15 protein-coding genes are annotated in these 14,782 nt (G+C 64.0%); 2 read left to right on the plus strand and 13 right to left on the minus strand.

The genetic code is table 11. The features are described 5' to 3' along the window. The first annotated feature begins 171 nt into the window (after window positions 1-171). Window positions 172-996: a sulfite exporter TauE/SafE family protein gene (locus tag P6U27_RS33665; RefSeq protein WP_122405716.1), complete on the plus strand. Its 825-nt coding sequence runs from the start codon at window positions 172-174 to the stop codon at window positions 994-996. A gap of 96 nt (window positions 997-1,092) precedes the next feature. On the opposite strand, the gene P6U27_RS33670 is transcribed toward P6U27_RS33665, so the two are convergent. From P6U27_RS33670 to cysG, 13 genes are all read right to left on the minus strand, one after another. Further along, on the minus strand, window positions 1,093-2,214 hold the full coding sequence (locus tag P6U27_RS33670; protein WP_407193405.1) for an IS481 family transposase: 1,122 nt from the start codon (window positions 2,212-2,214) through the stop codon (window positions 1,093-1,095). A 202-nt stretch (window positions 2,215-2,416) separates the two neighbouring features. Then, window positions 2,417-3,205 carry a 3-hydroxybutyrate dehydrogenase gene (locus P6U27_RS33675; protein WP_129145022.1) on the minus strand — a complete coding sequence of 263 codons (789 nt, stop codon included), beginning with the start codon at window positions 3,203-3,205 and terminating at the stop codon, window positions 2,417-2,419. Window position 3,206: 1 nt separating this feature from the next. After that, complete coding sequence (locus P6U27_RS33680; protein WP_122405718.1) at window positions 3,207-4,382, minus strand: patatin-like phospholipase family protein; 1,176 nt, start codon at window positions 4,380-4,382, stop codon at window positions 3,207-3,209. A gap of 77 nt (window positions 4,383-4,459) precedes the next feature. Next, the gene (locus tag P6U27_RS33685) at window positions 4,460-4,963 is read right to left on the minus strand and encodes a CAP domain-containing protein (protein ID WP_122405719.1); all 504 of its coding nucleotides are present in this window, start codon (window positions 4,961-4,963) and stop codon (window positions 4,460-4,462) included. A gap of 195 nt (window positions 4,964-5,158) precedes the next feature. Next, the gene (locus P6U27_RS33690) at window positions 5,159-6,193 is read right to left on the minus strand and encodes a sulfate/molybdate ABC transporter ATP-binding protein (protein WP_122405720.1); all 1,035 of its coding nucleotides are present in this window, start codon (window positions 6,191-6,193) and stop codon (window positions 5,159-5,161) included. Next, window positions 6,183-7,106 (minus strand): sulfate ABC transporter permease subunit CysW, encoded by a 924-nt coding sequence (gene cysW, locus P6U27_RS33695; protein ID WP_122405721.1) that lies wholly within the window; start codon window positions 7,104-7,106, stop codon window positions 6,183-6,185. The genes P6U27_RS33690 and cysW overlap by 11 nt, the downstream gene beginning before the upstream one ends. 9 nt (window positions 7,107-7,115) lie before the next feature. Continuing rightward, window positions 7,116-7,901: a sulfate ABC transporter permease subunit CysT gene (cysT, locus tag P6U27_RS33700; protein ID WP_244608058.1), complete on the minus strand. Its 786-nt coding sequence runs from the start codon at window positions 7,899-7,901 to the stop codon at window positions 7,116-7,118. A gap of 88 nt (window positions 7,902-7,989) precedes the next feature. Next, complete coding sequence (locus P6U27_RS33705; protein WP_162500455.1) at window positions 7,990-8,991, minus strand: sulfate ABC transporter substrate-binding protein; 1,002 nt, start codon at window positions 8,989-8,991, stop codon at window positions 7,990-7,992. Between the two features lie 123 nt (window positions 8,992-9,114). After that, entirely contained in the window at window positions 9,115-9,837 is a 723-nt protein-coding gene (locus P6U27_RS33710; protein WP_129145020.1) for a phosphoadenylyl-sulfate reductase, read from the minus strand. Continuing rightward, complete coding sequence (locus tag P6U27_RS33715) at window positions 9,834-10,349, minus strand: DUF934 domain-containing protein (RefSeq protein WP_122405725.1); 516 nt, start codon at window positions 10,347-10,349, stop codon at window positions 9,834-9,836. The genes P6U27_RS33710 and P6U27_RS33715 overlap by 4 nt, the downstream gene beginning before the upstream one ends. Beyond that, on the minus strand, window positions 10,336-11,991 hold the full coding sequence (locus P6U27_RS33720; protein WP_122405726.1) for a nitrite/sulfite reductase: 1,656 nt from the start codon (window positions 11,989-11,991) through the stop codon (window positions 10,336-10,338). The genes P6U27_RS33715 and P6U27_RS33720 overlap by 14 nt, the downstream gene beginning before the upstream one ends. 10 nt (window positions 11,992-12,001) lie before the next feature. Continuing rightward, window positions 12,002-12,319, minus strand: coding sequence for a DUF2849 domain-containing protein (locus P6U27_RS33725; protein ID WP_122405727.1), 318 nt, complete (start codon window positions 12,317-12,319; stop codon window positions 12,002-12,004). Next, entirely contained in the window at window positions 12,316-13,740 is a 1,425-nt protein-coding gene (gene cysG, locus P6U27_RS33730) for a siroheme synthase CysG (RefSeq protein WP_407193406.1), read from the minus strand. Before cysG ends, P6U27_RS33725 begins: the two co-directional genes overlap by 4 nt. A 244-nt stretch (window positions 13,741-13,984) precedes the next feature. Here cysG and cysD point away from each other — a divergent pair, with 244 nt between their 5' ends. Then, on the plus strand, window positions 13,985-14,779 hold the full coding sequence (gene cysD / locus P6U27_RS33735) for a sulfate adenylyltransferase subunit CysD (RefSeq protein WP_122406936.1): 795 nt from the start codon (window positions 13,985-13,987) through the stop codon (window positions 14,777-14,779). Window positions 14,780-14,782 lie beyond the last annotated feature (3 nt).

Here is a 14,782-nt window from a genome sequence, read left to right on the forward strand (position 1 = left end):
CGCTTGAGAAACGCCCATGGCGTGAAAAGCCCGGCAACGAGGCAAAACGACTACCCGCCCCCGGTCGGCAGCATGATTTTTCTTATTCCTCCTAAGTAGTTGCGCCCCAGGGAAAGTTTATTCTACGTCATATTGCTCAACCGACGAGATAAACCCAACATTCCCCGGACCATGATCGATCCACTCTACGTCGCCTCCGGATTTGGTGTCGGCCTGCTCGTCGGCATGACCGGCGTAGGCGGCGGCTCGTTGATGACACCGCTGCTGATCCTGTTGTTCGGCGTCCATCCATCCACTGCCGTCGGGACGGACCTGCTCTATGCCGCCGCGACCAAGACCGGCGGCAGCATCGTGCATGGCTGGTCGCGCAGCGTGCACTGGCCGGCGGTACTGCGGCTGGCCTGCGGCAGCATTCCGGCGAGCGCGCTGACGCTGCTGGTGCTGTGGAAGCTCGACCCCAGAAGCGACACCGAGCGCAGCCTGGTCAACGTGGTGCTGTGCTTTGCACTGCTGCTGACCGCCACGTCGCTGATCTTCCGTAAGGCGCTCATGGAGCGCTACCGCAAGAGCCTGGAGCGGGTCGACGAGCGCACCACCGCGGTCGCGACCGTCGTCACCGGTATCGTGCTCGGCGCGCTGGTCTCGATCTCCTCCGTCGGCGCCGGCGCGGTCGGCGTCACCGTCTTGCTGCTGCTCTATCCGCGCCTGCCGATGGCGAGCATCGTCGGCTCGGACATCGCCCATGCCGTGCCGCTGACGCTGGTCGCGGGCGTCGGGCACTGGGCGCTCGGCGACGTCGACTGGGGCCTGATGGGCGTGCTGCTGATGGGCTCGCTGCCCGGCATCGTCGTCGGCAGTTATAGTGCAACGCGCGTGCCCGAACCGGTACTGCGCTTGACCCTCGCCAGCGTGCTGTTCGTGGTCGCCGGCAAGATCATGTTCGCGGAGCTGAATTTGTCGTCGGCGATCGTGACGGCGCTGGCGTGGAGCCACTAGCGAAGGACGGACATCGTTCCGTCTCGCTGTCCTCGCCCGGCTTGATGTTCAGCCCGGGGACATGACCGACGGGTGTTCGGGGACATAGCCGACACATCATCCGCTCGCCAAGTCGATGATAGCGACTTGGTGGGCGGCAAAGAAGATCCCGTATTGCGCATCGTTTGCCGAGGGGCGGATGGCGAGGCGCTCGCCACGGAAGGCCTGTGGCACTTTCCAAAGACGTCCCTTGAAGCTGACATAGGCTTTGGTCGTGGAGACGCGGCGCACGATCTCATGGCTGTCGTATTCGACCTGTGGCAATCGATCGGGCATTGGTCGCTGGCTGGGCCGATATCGACTGGCCGGGACCTGTTGTCCGAGCGCCTCGTGTGGCCGTTCGAAGTTGTAGACTTCCCGCCAGGCGTCGAAGGCACGCTGCGTCTCTGCGAGATCGCGGAACTGTCGCAGTGCGAACACCTCAGCCGCGAGGGTGCGGTGGAATCGTTCATTCTTGCCGCGGCTTTGCGGGTGATATGGGCGGCTGTGGATGACGGCGACGCCAAGCTTGAGCAGCCACACCGAGAACCGTGTCCATCGCTCGCCGGAAGGATCACCCCAGGGCGAACCATTGTCGACGAAGAAAGCCTCCGGGAGCCCGTAGTGGCGAAAGGTCTTCTCCAAGCGGCTGCGCACGGTATCTGTGCGTTGATCGGCACAGGCCTGCAGGCACAGATCATAGCGGGAGTGGTCATCCACCACCGTCAGAGGATGGCACTGGCTATCATTGCCGAGCCGAACCCAGCCTTTGAAGTCCATCTGCCACAACAGATTGGGAGCCGGCATCTCGAAACGCTGGCTTGCCGTCGGCCCGCCGATCGGAGGCTTGATGCGGCCAGACCGACGCAAGATCTGATGAACTGTTGAGACTGCTGGCGAACGCAAGCCATTGCGCTCCAGGCAGTGAGCTATCTTGCGAGCTCCCCATGCCGGATGGGCATCGCGTACCGCGAGAATACGTGCCTCAAGCTCGCAATCGGTCTGTCCCGGGCTCGCATGCGGTCGGCGCGAGCGGTCGTCGACATTCTGATCCGCTTGCCATCGTGCAAGCCATTTGTAGCCCGTGTCGGGATGGATATTGAACCGCCGGCAGAGCTCCCGCCGGTTCGCTCCCTCCTGCATCGCAAGCCGCACGAACTCCCGCCGCTGATCCATCACCGACACCTCTCGCCAGGGCATGGACTTGGCCTCCTTTACTGCCAAATCCCTGCACTATGATGTGTCGGCTATGTCCCCGAACACCCGTCGGTCATGTCCCCGGGCTGAACACTTGACCGGGCGATCCAGTATTCAGAGACGGCTGTGGTTGAGCCGAGAGGCCGCGGCGTACTGGATGCCCCGCCTGCGCGGGGCATGACATCGGCAAGACAAGTCGGTGCCGCTACTCCGCGGTCCAGCCGCCGTCGATCGACAGGTTGGTGCCGGTGATCTGCGCGGCGTCGTCGCTGCACAGGAACAGAGCGAGGGCTGCGACCTGCTCGGAGGTGACGAACTCCTTCGTCGGCTGGGCATCGAGCAGCACGTCGTTGATGACCTGCTCCCGTGTCAGATTGCGCGCCTTCATGGTGTCGGGGATCTGCTTCTCGACGAGCGGCGTCCAGACGTAGCCGGGACTGATGCAGTTGCAGGTGATCTTGTGGGTCGCGACCTCCAGCGCCACGGTCTTGGTGAGGCCGGCGATGCCGTGCTTGGCCGAAACATAGGCCGACTTGAACGGCGAGGCGACCAGCGAATGTGCCGACGCCGTGTTGATGATGCGACCCCAGCCCTTCTTCTTCATGCTGGGGATTGCGGCGCGGATGGCATGGAAGGCCGAGGACAGGTTGATGGCGATGATCTGGTCCCACTTCTCGAGCGGGAATTCCTCGATCGGCGACACGAACTGGATGCCGGCATTGTTGACGAGGATGTCGACCGAGCCGAACGTCTTCTCGCCGAGCGCGATCATCCCGGCGATCTCGGCCGGCTTGGTCATGTCGGCAGGCGAGTAGATTGCCTTGACCTTGAAGTCGGATTCGATCTTGGCGCGTTCCTTCTCGATGTCCTCGGGCGAGCCGAAGCCGTTGATGACGACGTTGGCTCCGGCGGCGGCGAAGGCGCGCGCATAAGCGAGTCCGATGCCGCTGGTCGATCCGGTCACGACAGCGTTCTTCCCTGACAGACTACCCATTCTATTCGCTCCTTTTTGCCGGGGGCGCGGTGACGTCCCCCGTGAGATCGTAGGTCACCATGGTCTCGCCGGACTGCGGCCGCTCCAGCCAATCCTTGTGACGCATCGACAGATGCACGTCGCGCACGCCGGCCTCCCAATGCTCGACCATGGCGACGTGCGAGAAATCGTAATCCTTGGACGAGGATTCGTAGTTCTTGCTGCGATAGATCAGATGCACCACGGTGACGGTGCTTTCACGCGACACTTTCGCCAGGAATTCGACGGAAGGATCATTCTTGAGATAGTCCGGCAATTTGCCGATCAGGTCGCGCACGGCCCTGCGCGCGTTGTGCAGCTGCTTGTTCTTGTCGGTGTTCATCCGCGTGCGGCTCGAATAGCGGATATCCTTCTCGCGCTCGGCGGCCTCAAGCAGCGAATTCGGCAGGTCGCCGCGCGCGGAAAACAAGTCGACCTGGAAGATCAGCATGTCGCGTTCGACCCCGGCATCGAGCACGTAGTCGAGCGGGGTGTTGGAGGCGATACCGCCGTCCCAATAATGCTCGCCGTCGATGACCACGGAGGGAAAGCCGGGCGGCAGCGCGCCCGAGGCCATGATGTGCTCGGGGCCGATCTTCTTGCCGAGCTTCTTGAACTCGTAATTGTCGAAATATTTGAAGTTGCCCGAGGTGACGCCGACCGCGCCGACCGACAGCCGCGTCTCCAGATCGTTGATGCGATCGAAATCGACGAGACGCTCCAGCGTCTTCTTGAGCGGCGAGGTGTCGTAATAGCTCTCCGCTTCGGGATGTCCCGGCGGCCAGAGGGGCGCCGGCGGAATGCGCGGCGTGAAGAAACCGGGCACGCCGAACGTCGCGATCAGCGCAGCGCTGGTCGAGTTGAACAGCTCGCGGCTGTGGTCGCTCTTGCCGACCGGCTTCCACGGCACGGGCGCAGAGACCATTTCCCAGAATTCCTTCAGCCGCTTGACGCGGGTGTGGCCCTCGTTGCCGGCGATGATGGCAGCGTTGACCGCGCCGATCGAGATGCCGGCGACCCATTCCGGCTCGAAGCCGTAGCCGCACAGTGCCTGGTAGGCGCCGGCCTGATAGGAGCCGAGCGCGCCGCCGCCCTGGAGGACCAGGACGCGTTGCGCATTGGCGGGGACGCTGGTGGATTCCGGACTATGATCGATCATGCGGAAACAATAGCAAATGGAGCACCACCGTGGCGACACTCCGCCGCGACGTCAATGCATCCCGGATCAAGTCTGGCTTATCGGGGCTCCGTCGAGGCCAGGATCATGGTCCAGAACACCTTGTATTTGGTGCCGGGAGCATAGCTCGCCGCGATGCCTAATTTTGTGACACCGCCCTTGAGCATGTTGGCGCGGTGAGGCGGCGAGTCGCGCCAGCCGGAAAACGCTTCCGCCAGCGTATGATAGCCGGCCGAGATGTTCTCGACCGCCACGGTCGCGGGATAACCGCCGGCGGCAAGGCGCTTGGCCAAGGGCGCACGGACGTCGTGGTCCATCTTGTTGGCCGCGGCCATGGCCTGGGATTGGGATTCGGCAAGCCGCATCAGGTCGGCGTCGACCACGACCGCGCCGAGCATGTTGTTCTGCCGGTATTGCGAGATCATCACCGCGGCGGCCTGTGCATCGAGCTTGGAGCCCGGCACCGCCATGTCGGTATACATCGACGGCTCCTGGACCGGTGCTTCGTTGCCGGCACAGCCGGCGAGCAGCAAAGTGATGAGAATTGCGGCCGCAGCGCGCATTTTTAGAAGCCCCCAAATGAGGGGCCGTTGTTGCATACCAACAGTGGCTGAAAGGTGAATTTTGAGGAAAATCGTAGCTGTCATTCCGGGGCGATGCGAAGCATCGAACTATGGTGCGTAATTGCGCACCTGAGAATCTCGCGCCAAAACCTCGGGATTCCGGTTTCGCGCTGGCGCGCGCCCGGAACGACGGGATTAGCCCGCAAAGATCCGGTAACGGCGAGGTTCCAGGCCGATCGTGTCGCCGGCGCGCAGCTCCTTGTCGCGCGGCGCGTCGATCTCGATGGTTTCGCCGCCTGACAGGGCGACCTCGGCGCGCTGCACGGGACCGAAATTGCGGACGTGCTGCACGGCACCCTCGAAGGCGCCGCTGCCGGGCGGACCGACCAGCATGTCATGTCGCCGCACGAACAGTCGTGACGCGCCAGGCACCAATCCATCCGCTGCGAGCTTGAGCGGCTGCTCGCCGAGCCTGATAACACCGTCCGCGACCTGAACCGGCAGCTCGATGCATTCGCCGATGAAGCCGTGGACGAAGGCGGTCGCCGGCGTCTCGTAGACGTCATCGGGCGAGCCGATCTGCTCGATCCTGCCCTTGTCCATCACCACGACGCGGTTGGCGACTTCCAGGGCTTCCTCCTGGTCGTGGGTGACGAAGATCGAGGTGACGTTGATCTCGTGGTGCAGCGAGCGCAGCCATTTGCGCAGCTCTTTCCGCACCTTGGCATCGAGCGCACCGAAGGGCTCGTCGAGCAGGAGGATGCGCGGCTCGATCGCGAGCGCGCGGGCGAGCGCGATGCGCTGGCGCTGGCCGCCGGAGAGCTGGCTCGGATAGCGGTCCGCGAGCCAGTCGAGCTGGACGAGGTCGAGCAGCTCTTTTACGCGCGCACGGATGCTCGCTTCGTCCTTTCGGACTGCGCGCGGCTGCACGCGCAGGCCGAACGCTACGTTCTCGAACACGGTCATGTGGCGGAACAGCGCGTAGTGCTGGAACACGAATCCGACATGCCGCTCGCGCGCGCCCTGCGCCAGCGCGTCCTCGCCGTTGAACGAGACCTCGCCCGAATCGGGCCAGTCGAGGCCGGCGATGATCCGCAGCAAGGTGGTCTTGCCGGAGCCGGAGGGACCGAGCAGCGCCAGCAATTCGCCGTTGTCGACCTTGAGGTCGACGCCATCCAGCGCGGCAAAGCTGCCGAACTTCTTGACGAGATTTCTGACTTCAATGGTCACTGGCGTCTTCTCCTTCGTCGAGATGACGTTCGAGAACGGTTTTTACGATCAGCGTGATCAGCGCGAGCATCGCCAGCAGCGAGGCGATCGCGAAGGCGGCGACGAACTGGTACTCGTTGTAAAGAATCTCGACCAGCAGCGGCATGGTGTTGGTCTCGCCGCGGATGTGGCCGGAGACGACGGAGACCGCGCCGAACTCGCCCATCGCGCGGGCGTTGCAGAGCAGGACGCCGTAGAGCACGCCCCATTTGATGTTGGGCAGGGTGACGCGGAAGAAGGTCTGCAAGCCCGAGGCACCGAGCGAGATCGCAGCCTCCTCCTCCTGCGTGCCCTGCTCCTGCATCAACGGGATCAGCGCCCGCGCCACGAACGGGAAGGTCACGAAGGTGGTGGCGAGCGCGATGCCTGGCACCGCGAACAGGATCTGGATGTCGTGATCGCGCAGCCAGGTGCCGAAATAGCCCTGCGCGCCGAACAGCAGCACGAAGACGAGGCCCGAGATCACCGGGCTGACCGAGAACGGCAGGTCGATCAGCGTGATCAGGAAGGTCTTGCCCTTGAAGTCGAACTTGGCGATGGCCCAGGCGGCGACGAGGCCAAACACCAGATTGAGGCCGACCGAGATCGCCGCGACAATCAATGTCAGCTCGATCGCCGCCATCGCCTCCGGCTCGGCGAGCGCGGCGAAATAGGCGAGGAGGCCGCGCGAGAACGCCTGCGCGAACACGACGACGAGTGGCAGCACGACGAAGACGGTGAGAAACATCACCGCCAGCGCAATGATGACGATGCGTACCGCGCGCGGCTCTGTGCGGAGGTTGTCGCGGGCCGCCGCCGCATGCGCGCGCGCCTTTGCACGTGCCTTGGCCTCGGAGGCCGAGAGCGACACGGAATCTGCGATCTGCATCGTCATGATCCGCCCTCAGCGTGCCGGGATCCGGCTCTGCGCCCAGCGCTGGAGCCGGTTGACGGCGAAGATGATGACGAAGGAGACGACGAGCATGACCACCGCGATGGCGGTCGCATCGGCGTAGCGGAATTCGGAGAGCCGGATCACGATCAGGAGCGGCGCGATCTCGGAGACGTTGGGCAGATTGCCGGCGATGAAGATGACCGAGCCATATTCGCCGACCGCGCGGGCGAAGGCGAGCGCGAGGCCGGTGAGCAGCGCCGGTGCGAGCGACGGCAGGATCACGCGCACGATGGTCTGCCAGCGGCTGGCGCCGAGACTGCCCGCAGCCTCCTCGATCTCTGGGTCGAGATCCTGGAGCACCGGCTGCACCGTGCGCACTACGAAGGGAATGCCGATGAAGATCATGGCGACGAAGATGCCGACCGGGGTGAACGCCACCTTGATGCCGAGTGCTGCGAGCGGCGCGCCCAGCCAGCCCTTCTCGGCGAACAGCGCGGTCAGCGCGACGCCGGCGACCGCCGTGGGCAGCGCGAAAGGCACGTCGACGATGGCATCGAAGATGCGCCGGCCGGGAAAGCGGTAGCGGACCAGTGCCCAGACGATGATGCTGCCCATCACCAGATTGACGCAGGCCGCCGCGAAAGCGAGCCCAAACGACACGCGGAGCGCGTTCAGGGTGCGGCGACTGGAGAGAATGTTCCAGAACTGCTCGGGACTGAGCTCGAGCGATCTCAGGAACAGGCCGGCGAGCGGAATCAGGATAATGACGGATAGCCAGGAAAGCGTCAGTCCCATGGTGAGACCGAAGCCCGGCAATGTCCGACGTCGTGCAACGACTGCGCTCACCCGGCCCCCTGCTAAAGCCACCTACAACAGCGCGCGATCAGTTCTTGTAAATCTGATCGAAGACGCCGCCGTCGGCAAAATGTTCCCGCTGTGCCTTCGTCCAGCCGCCGAAGACGTCGTCGATCGTGAACAGTTCGACCTTGGCGAAGGCATTCTCATACTTTTTGGCGATCTCCGCATCGCGCGGACGGTAGAAGTTGCGCGCGGCGATCTCCTGCCCCTCCTTGGTGTACCAATATTGGAGGTAGGCGTCGGCGGCATTACGGGTGCCTTTTTTATCGGCAACCTTGTCGACGATGGCGACCGGCGGCTCGGCGAGGATCGATTGCGGCGGCGCCACGATCTCGAACTTGTTCGCGCCGAACTCTTTCAGGGCGAGGTACGCCTCGTTCTCCCAGGCGAGCAGCACGTCGCCGACGCCGCGCTCGACGAAAGTCACGGTCGCACCGCGCGCACCGGTATCGAGCACCGGCACCTGCTGATACAGCTTGCCGATGAACTCCTTGGCCTTGTCGGCCGAGCCGTATTTCTTCTGCGCAAAGCCCCAGGCCGCAAGATAGTTCCAGCGCGCGCCGCCTGATGTCTTCGGGTTCGGCGTGATCACCGCGACGCCCGGCTTGAGCAGGTCGTCCCAATCCTTGATGCCCTTGGGATTGCCCTTGCGGACCAGGAACACGATAGTCGACGTATAGGGTGACGAATTCTGCGGCAGCCGCTTCTGCCAGTCGGCGGCGGTGAGGCCCTTGCCGGCGATTGCGTCGATGTCATAGGCGAGTGCCAGCGTCACCACGTCAGCCTGCAACCCGTCGATCACCGCGCGCGCCTGCGACCCGCTGCCGCCATGCGACTGCTTGATCTCGACGCTCTTGCCGGTTTCCTTCCGATAGGCGTTCGCGAACGCCTTGTTGAACTCGACATACAGCTCGCGTGTCGGATCGTACGACACATTCAACAGATTGATATCGGCGGCGAGAGCCGAGCTTGCCAAGAAACCCGTTGCGAGCAGTCCTGCCACGAGCGGAACGATACGGCGCATCATGTCCATCTCCATTCACCTCGACGACATCGGCGTCATCGATGGCAGGCATAACTCGGGGCGAAACGCTCTTAAGTCAACGGAACCGGATTTTCTTGTTCGCAGCGTGGCAGCGTGACTGTGCTATCAAACCTTCATCGTGTGGATGCCGCATTCCGTCTTGGCGCGGCCGCGCCAGCGACCGGCGCGTGCATCCTCGCCTTCAGCCGTTCTACTGGTGCAAGGCATACACCCAACCGACAGGAATCCGGAGGCGGCCAACGGATGACGCGGCAATTTGGCGCGGGTGAAGATCGCCTCGATCTCCTCGCGCGAGACATTGGCGAAGGGATTGAACTTCAACCGCGCGCCATCGTCCTCGACGACCGGAATGTCGGCGCGCGCATTGCCCTGGAACCGCTTGCGGCCGTTGAGCCAGGCATCGAACGGTTTCAGCGCGCGCGCCAGCGGCTCAACCTTGCGGATGCGGCAGCAGGCGTCGGGATCGGAGAACCAGAGGTCGCGGTCGGGATCTTCGCGCGACAGCGTCTCCTCGGCGGGCTTGATCGAGCGGACGTCCTTCAGGCCCAGCGTCGCAATCAGCGTATCGCGATAGGCCAGCGTCTCCTCGAACAACCAGCCGGTGTCGAGAAAGATCACGGGGATCGCAGGATCGACATCCGCCATCACCTTCAAGAGCGTCGCCGATTCCGTGCCGAAGGAGGACACGAGCGCGAGCTTCTCGCGCCCGACCGTCTTCAGTGCCGAGGCGATGATCTCCTCGGGCGAAGCATCGCGCAAGGCACGATCGAGCTCTTCCGCCGAAGGCAACGCGGACATGGACGAGAGCTGGGGTGCGATCACGTTCACGTGCCGACACCTTCGGAGTGACGCAGCTGCATGCGCCGGTGCAGCGCCGTGATGCGGCCGTCGCCGGTCGGCTGGTAGAACACCGAATAGCGCTTCGCGGTCTGCATGAACGCTTCCGCGTCGGCCTGCTTCTTGACCTCGAAGGCATCGAAGCCGGCACGCAGCATGAACACGAACTGGTCGCGCAGCACTTGGCCGGTCGCACGCAACTCGCCGCGATAGTTATAGCGTTCGCGCAGCAGCCGCGCCTGGCTGTAGGCGCGTCCGTCGCGGAAGGTCGGGAACACCAGCGCAACGGCCGCGACCTTGCCGAGATAGGGCACGAGCTCGGCGATGTCGCGATTGTTGGGCCAGATCACACCGACCTTGCCGGCACGCTCGAGCAAGCCCTCGGCCTCGCCCAGGAAGCGCTCGGCCGGCACCAGGATGTCACCGCCCTCGGGCAGCGGCGTGTCGACGGCGAGCTTGACGAAGCCGTCGTCGACGATCTTTCCGCCATTAACGAGTGGCATACACGCGCTCCTTGAAGGGTTCGACGCCGAGGCGCTTCACCGTATCCATGAACAATTCTTCGGGCCGCTCGCGCAGCGCCAGATAAGCTTCCACGATGTCCTCGACGACATCGGCGACCTCGTCGAACTTGACGCCTGGACCGATCAGGGTGCCGAGCGCGGCGTTCTCGTCGGCACGGCCACCGATGGTGATCTGGTAGACCTCCTCGCCGTTCTTCTCCACGCCGAGAATGCCGATATGGCCGACATGGTGATGGCCGCAGGCATTGATGCAGCCGGAGATGTTGATGTGGAGACGGCCGATCAGGTTGGCCAGCTCGTGATTGGCGAAGCGCCGCGTCAGTTCCTGCGCGATCGGGATCGAGCGCGCGTTCGCCAGCGAGCAATAGTCGAGTCCTGGGCAGGCGATGATGTCGGTGATCAGGTTGACATTGGGCGTCGCGAGGCCAAGCTTGTCGAGCGCCTTCCACAGCGCCGGCAGATCGCGCTTGGCGACATGCGGCAGCGCCAGGTTCTGCTCGTGGCCGACACGAATCTCCCCAAAGGAGTATTTATCGGCGAGATCGGCCAGCGCATCCATCTGCTCGGCCGTGGCATCGCCGGGCGGCCCGCCGGTCGGCTTCAGCGAGATCGTGACGATCGAGTAGCCCTGCACCTTGTGCGGGGCGACCGAGTTCTTGCGCCACGCCTCGAACTCGGGATCGGCTGCGGCCTGGCGCAGCTCGTCCGGCATGTGCGGCAGCTTCTCGTAGGGAGGATAGGTGAAGCGCGAGCGGATGTCCTCGATCACCTCGTCGTCGATCTGGAGCGAGGAGTTGCGGATCTGCTGCCACTCGTCCTCGACCTCGCGCGAGAATTTTTCGATGCCGAGCTCGTGCACCAGGATCTTGATGCGCGCCTTGTAGATGTTGTCGCGGCGGCCGTACTGGTTGTAGACGCGTAAAATAGCCTCGATATAGCTGAGGATGTCGCGGCCATGCACGAAGTGCTTGATGGTCTTGGCGATGAACGGCGTGCGGCCGAGACCGCCACCGACCAGCACCTCGAAGCCGGTCTCGCCCTTCTCGTTCTTGATCAAACGGAGGCCGATGTCGTGGATCTTGATCGCGGCGCGGTCGTGGTCCGACGCGGTGATCGCGATCTTGAACTTGCGGGGCAGGAACGAGAATTCCGGATGCAGCGTGGTGTGCTGGCGAATCAGCTCCGACCAGATGCGGGGATCCTCGATCTCGCCCGGCGCGACGCCGGCCCACTGGTCCGAGGTGACGTTGCGCATGTTGTTGCCGGAAGTCTGCATCGCATGGATGCCGACCTTGGCAAGATCAGCCAGCGCGTCCGGCAGCTCGGCGAGCTTGATCCAGTTGAACTGGATGTTCTGCCGCGTGGTGAAATGGCCGTAGCCGCGATCATATTTGCGCGCGACGTGCGCGAGCGCCCGCAGCTGGTTCGTGGCCAGCGTGCCGTAGGGGATCGCGACGCGGAACATGTAGGCGTGGAGTTGTAGATAGACGCCGTTCTGCAATCGCAGGATCTTGAACTCGTCCTCGGTGAGCTCGCCGGAGAGGCGGCGCTTCACCTGGTCGCGGAACTCCGAGACGCGCTCGTTGACGAGCGTGCGGTCGATTTCGTCGTAAGCGTACATAGAGAATGCCTTAAACCTGGGCCGGCTGCCCGATCGTGACGCCGGTGCGGCGGATCTGTTCGCGCAGATTGCCCGGCAGGATCTTGCCGTCGTCGCCGACCTGCACGGGCGCGATATAGGGACCGATAGCACCGACGTCATCGGCCACGGCTTCCGCAAGCAACGCCTTGGCCTCGTCGGAGTTGCGCACGATCGCGGCTTCCGAAAGGTCCGCGGACCAGCCCTTGGCAGCGGTGCGATAGACCACGATGCCGTCCCAGGTGCGGTTGGCGGTCACGATCGAGGGGCCGGCGATCTTGATCTTCTTCTGTTCAAGCGGAGAGGTCATTCGGCTGCATCCAAGAGGTCAGAGATGATTTGCTTTGGGGTTTGGCGGCGAAGCGAGCCGGCATGCCGGACCACGTCGCCGATGATGAGGATGGCGGGACCGCCATGAATCCGCCGCACGAGCTCGGGCAGGTCGCGCAGCGTACCGATCGCACTTTGCGCATCCGGCCGCGTGACACGGGCGAACACGCCGACCGGCGTCTCCGGTGAGCGGCCCGACGCGAACAGGCCCGCGCGCACGGCCGGCGCTGCGGTCATGCCCATGTAGACGACGACGGTCATCCTGGTGTCGGTCAGCGTCGACCAGTCCACGGCTTCGGCATCGCGCGCCTTGTGCGCGGTGAGGAAGGTGATGCGGTTCGCTTCGTGAGGATAGGTCAGCGGCACCTCGAAATCGGCGGCAGCACCGATTCCTGCGGTGATACCAGGAATGATCGAATAGGCGACGCCGGCGGCGCGCAGCGCTTCGACCTCTTCGCCGCCGCGGCCGAACACGAAGGGATCGCCGCCCTTCAGCCGCACCACACGCTGGCCGGCTTGCGCGGCTTCGATCATGCGCTTGTTGATGGCGTCCTGACCGATGCCGGGCTTGCCGACGCGGCGGCCGACCGCAACGCGCGTGGTGTCGCGACGGATGCGGTCGAGGATTTCGGGCGAGACCAGCTCGTCGTGGAAGACGATGTCCGCGTCCTGAAGTGCGCGCAGTGCCTTGATGGTGAGAAGGTCAGGGTCGCCGGGACCGGCGCCGACAAGCGCCACCGAGCCCTCCGGCTGGTCGGCGCGCGCGAATGCGGAGGGATCAGAAATAGCACCGAGTGCCGCGTCCGCCTCGGCGTTGCGGCCGGCGAGCACGGCAGCGCCGATCGGGCCGTCGATCACGCGCTCCCAAAAGCGGCGGCGCAGCGGAAACTCGGCAATGCGTTCGTTGATGGACTTGCGGAAGGTGCCGATGAACTCGGCGAGCTCGCCGATGCGCGCCGGCAGGAGCGCCTCGATCTTCTCGCGCACGCGCCGCGCCACCACGGGCGAGGTGCCGCCGGTGCCGACCGCGACCACGACGTCGCCGCGGTCGACGATGGCCGGGAAGATGAAACTGGAGTGCTCGAGATCGTCCATGACGTTGACGGGCAGACCAAGCGCCTTGGCACGGACCGACATGGCGACGCCGACGTCGCCCGCACCCGCGCACACGATGGCGATGACGCCGGAGAGATCAGCAGTCAGCGGATCGCCGGCTGCGATTTCGACGCGCGTCGCGTCCTCGGAGCCGAGGCCAAAATCCTGATTGCCGTCGATCGCATGCACGCGGATGCGCGCACCGGCAGCGGCGAGCACGCGCAGCTTGGCGCGCAAAAGCTCACCCGCGCCGATGAGGACCACCGGACCGGCCTTCAGATCGAGAAACACCGGCAAGAACCGCATGCGATACTCGCTTCCCCACAAACGGGGTTGACTGGAATTATTTTCTATATATGTCTCGCTACGAGCGCGCAAAGAGAAAATTTTTTCTTCTCTTCGGCGCTGCAACTATAGAATTTTCGCCTCCAAACGCAAAGTGGCAGAGATGCATCTTCTCAAGGACGATTCCGCTGCTGATCGACTGAGCAATCCGGCGCTCGCCGAGCGCGTGCGCACGCAAGAATTTTCTGCCAAGCTTGCTCCAAGCATGGACCATCTCGATCAGCTCGAAGCGCAGAGCATCTACATCTTGCGCGAGGCGTTTGCCCGGCTGAAGAAGATTGCGCTCTTGTGGTCGCTCGGCAAGGACTCGAACGTCATGATCTGGCTGGCACGCAAGGCGTTCTTCGGCCGCATGCCGTTTCCGGCACTCCATGTCGACACTGGCAAGAAATTTCCGGAGATGTATCGCTTCCGCGATCATTACGGCAAAGAGTGGGATCTCGACCTGCGTGTCGAGCCCTGCCCGCCGATCGATGCCGTCGACCCGACACTGCCGCCAGCCGCCCGTTCCGCCGCGCGCAAGACCGAGGGCCTCAAGATGGCGCTCGCCAAATATGGCTTCGACGGCCTGATCGCCGGCATCCGCCGCGACGAGGAGGCGACGCGCGCCAAGGAGCGCGTGTTCTCGCCGCGCGGGCTCGAGGGTAACTGGGACGTGCGCGATCAGCCGCCGGAGTTCTGGGATCACTTCAACGCCTCGCCGCCGCAAGGAGCGCACTTACGCATCCATCCGATCCTGCATTGGACCGAGGCCGACATCTGGGCCTACACCAAGCGCGAGAACATCCCGATCATCCCGCTGTATCTCGCCAAGGACGGCAAGCGCTATCGCTCGCTCGGCGATCAGGACATCACCAATCCGGTCGCTTCGACCGCATCGAGCATCGACGAGATCCTGATCGAGCTCGAACAGACCAAGGTGCCGGAGCGCTCGGGGCGCGCGCTCGACCACGAGACCGAGGACGCTTTCGAGCGCCTTCGCGTCGCCGGCTATCTCTGATTC

Source organism: Bradyrhizobium sp. STM 3566, assembly GCF_045571445.1.
GTDB classification, from domain to species: Bacteria; Pseudomonadota; Alphaproteobacteria; order Rhizobiales; family Xanthobacteraceae; genus Bradyrhizobium; species Bradyrhizobium vignae.

Excerpts from the sequence above, each read along its gene's own strand:
- P6U27_RS33665 (WP_122405716.1), top strand. The coding sequence starts at position 172 with ATGATCGATCCACTCTACGTCGCCTCCGGATTTGGTGTCGGCCTGCTC.
- P6U27_RS33670 (WP_407193405.1), bottom strand. The coding sequence starts at position 2,214 with ATGCCCTGGCGAGAGGTGTCGGTGATGGATCAGCGGCGGGAGTTCGTG.
- P6U27_RS33675 (WP_129145022.1), bottom strand. The coding sequence starts at position 3,205 with ATGGGTAGTCTGTCAGGGAAGAACGCTGTCGTGACCGGATCGACCAGC.
- P6U27_RS33680 (WP_122405718.1), bottom strand. The coding sequence starts at position 4,382 with ATGATCGATCATAGTCCGGAATCCACCAGCGTCCCCGCCAATGCGCAA.
- P6U27_RS33685 (WP_122405719.1), bottom strand. The coding sequence starts at position 4,963 with ATGCGCGCTGCGGCCGCAATTCTCATCACTTTGCTGCTCGCCGGCTGT.
- cysW (WP_122405721.1), bottom strand. The coding sequence starts at position 7,106 with ATGACGATGCAGATCGCAGATTCCGTGTCGCTCTCGGCCTCCGAGGCC.
- cysT (WP_244608058.1), bottom strand. The coding sequence starts at position 7,901 with ATGGGACTGACGCTTTCCTGGCTATCCGTCATTATCCTGATTCCGCTC.
- P6U27_RS33705 (WP_162500455.1), bottom strand. The coding sequence starts at position 8,991 with ATGATGCGCCGTATCGTTCCGCTCGTGGCAGGACTGCTCGCAACGGGT.
- P6U27_RS33715 (WP_122405725.1), bottom strand. The coding sequence starts at position 10,349 with ATGCCACTCGTTAATGGCGGAAAGATCGTCGACGACGGCTTCGTCAAG.
- P6U27_RS33720 (WP_122405726.1), bottom strand. The coding sequence starts at position 11,991 with ATGTACGCTTACGACGAAATCGACCGCACGCTCGTCAACGAGCGCGTC.
- P6U27_RS33725 (WP_122405727.1), bottom strand. The coding sequence starts at position 12,319 with ATGACCTCTCCGCTTGAACAGAAGAAGATCAAGATCGCCGGCCCCTCG.
- cysG (WP_407193406.1), bottom strand. The coding sequence starts at position 13,740 with ATGCGGTTCTTGCCGGTGTTTCTCGATCTGAAGGCCGGTCCGGTGGTC.
- cysD (WP_122406936.1), top strand. The coding sequence starts at position 13,985 with ATGGACCATCTCGATCAGCTCGAAGCGCAGAGCATCTACATCTTGCGC.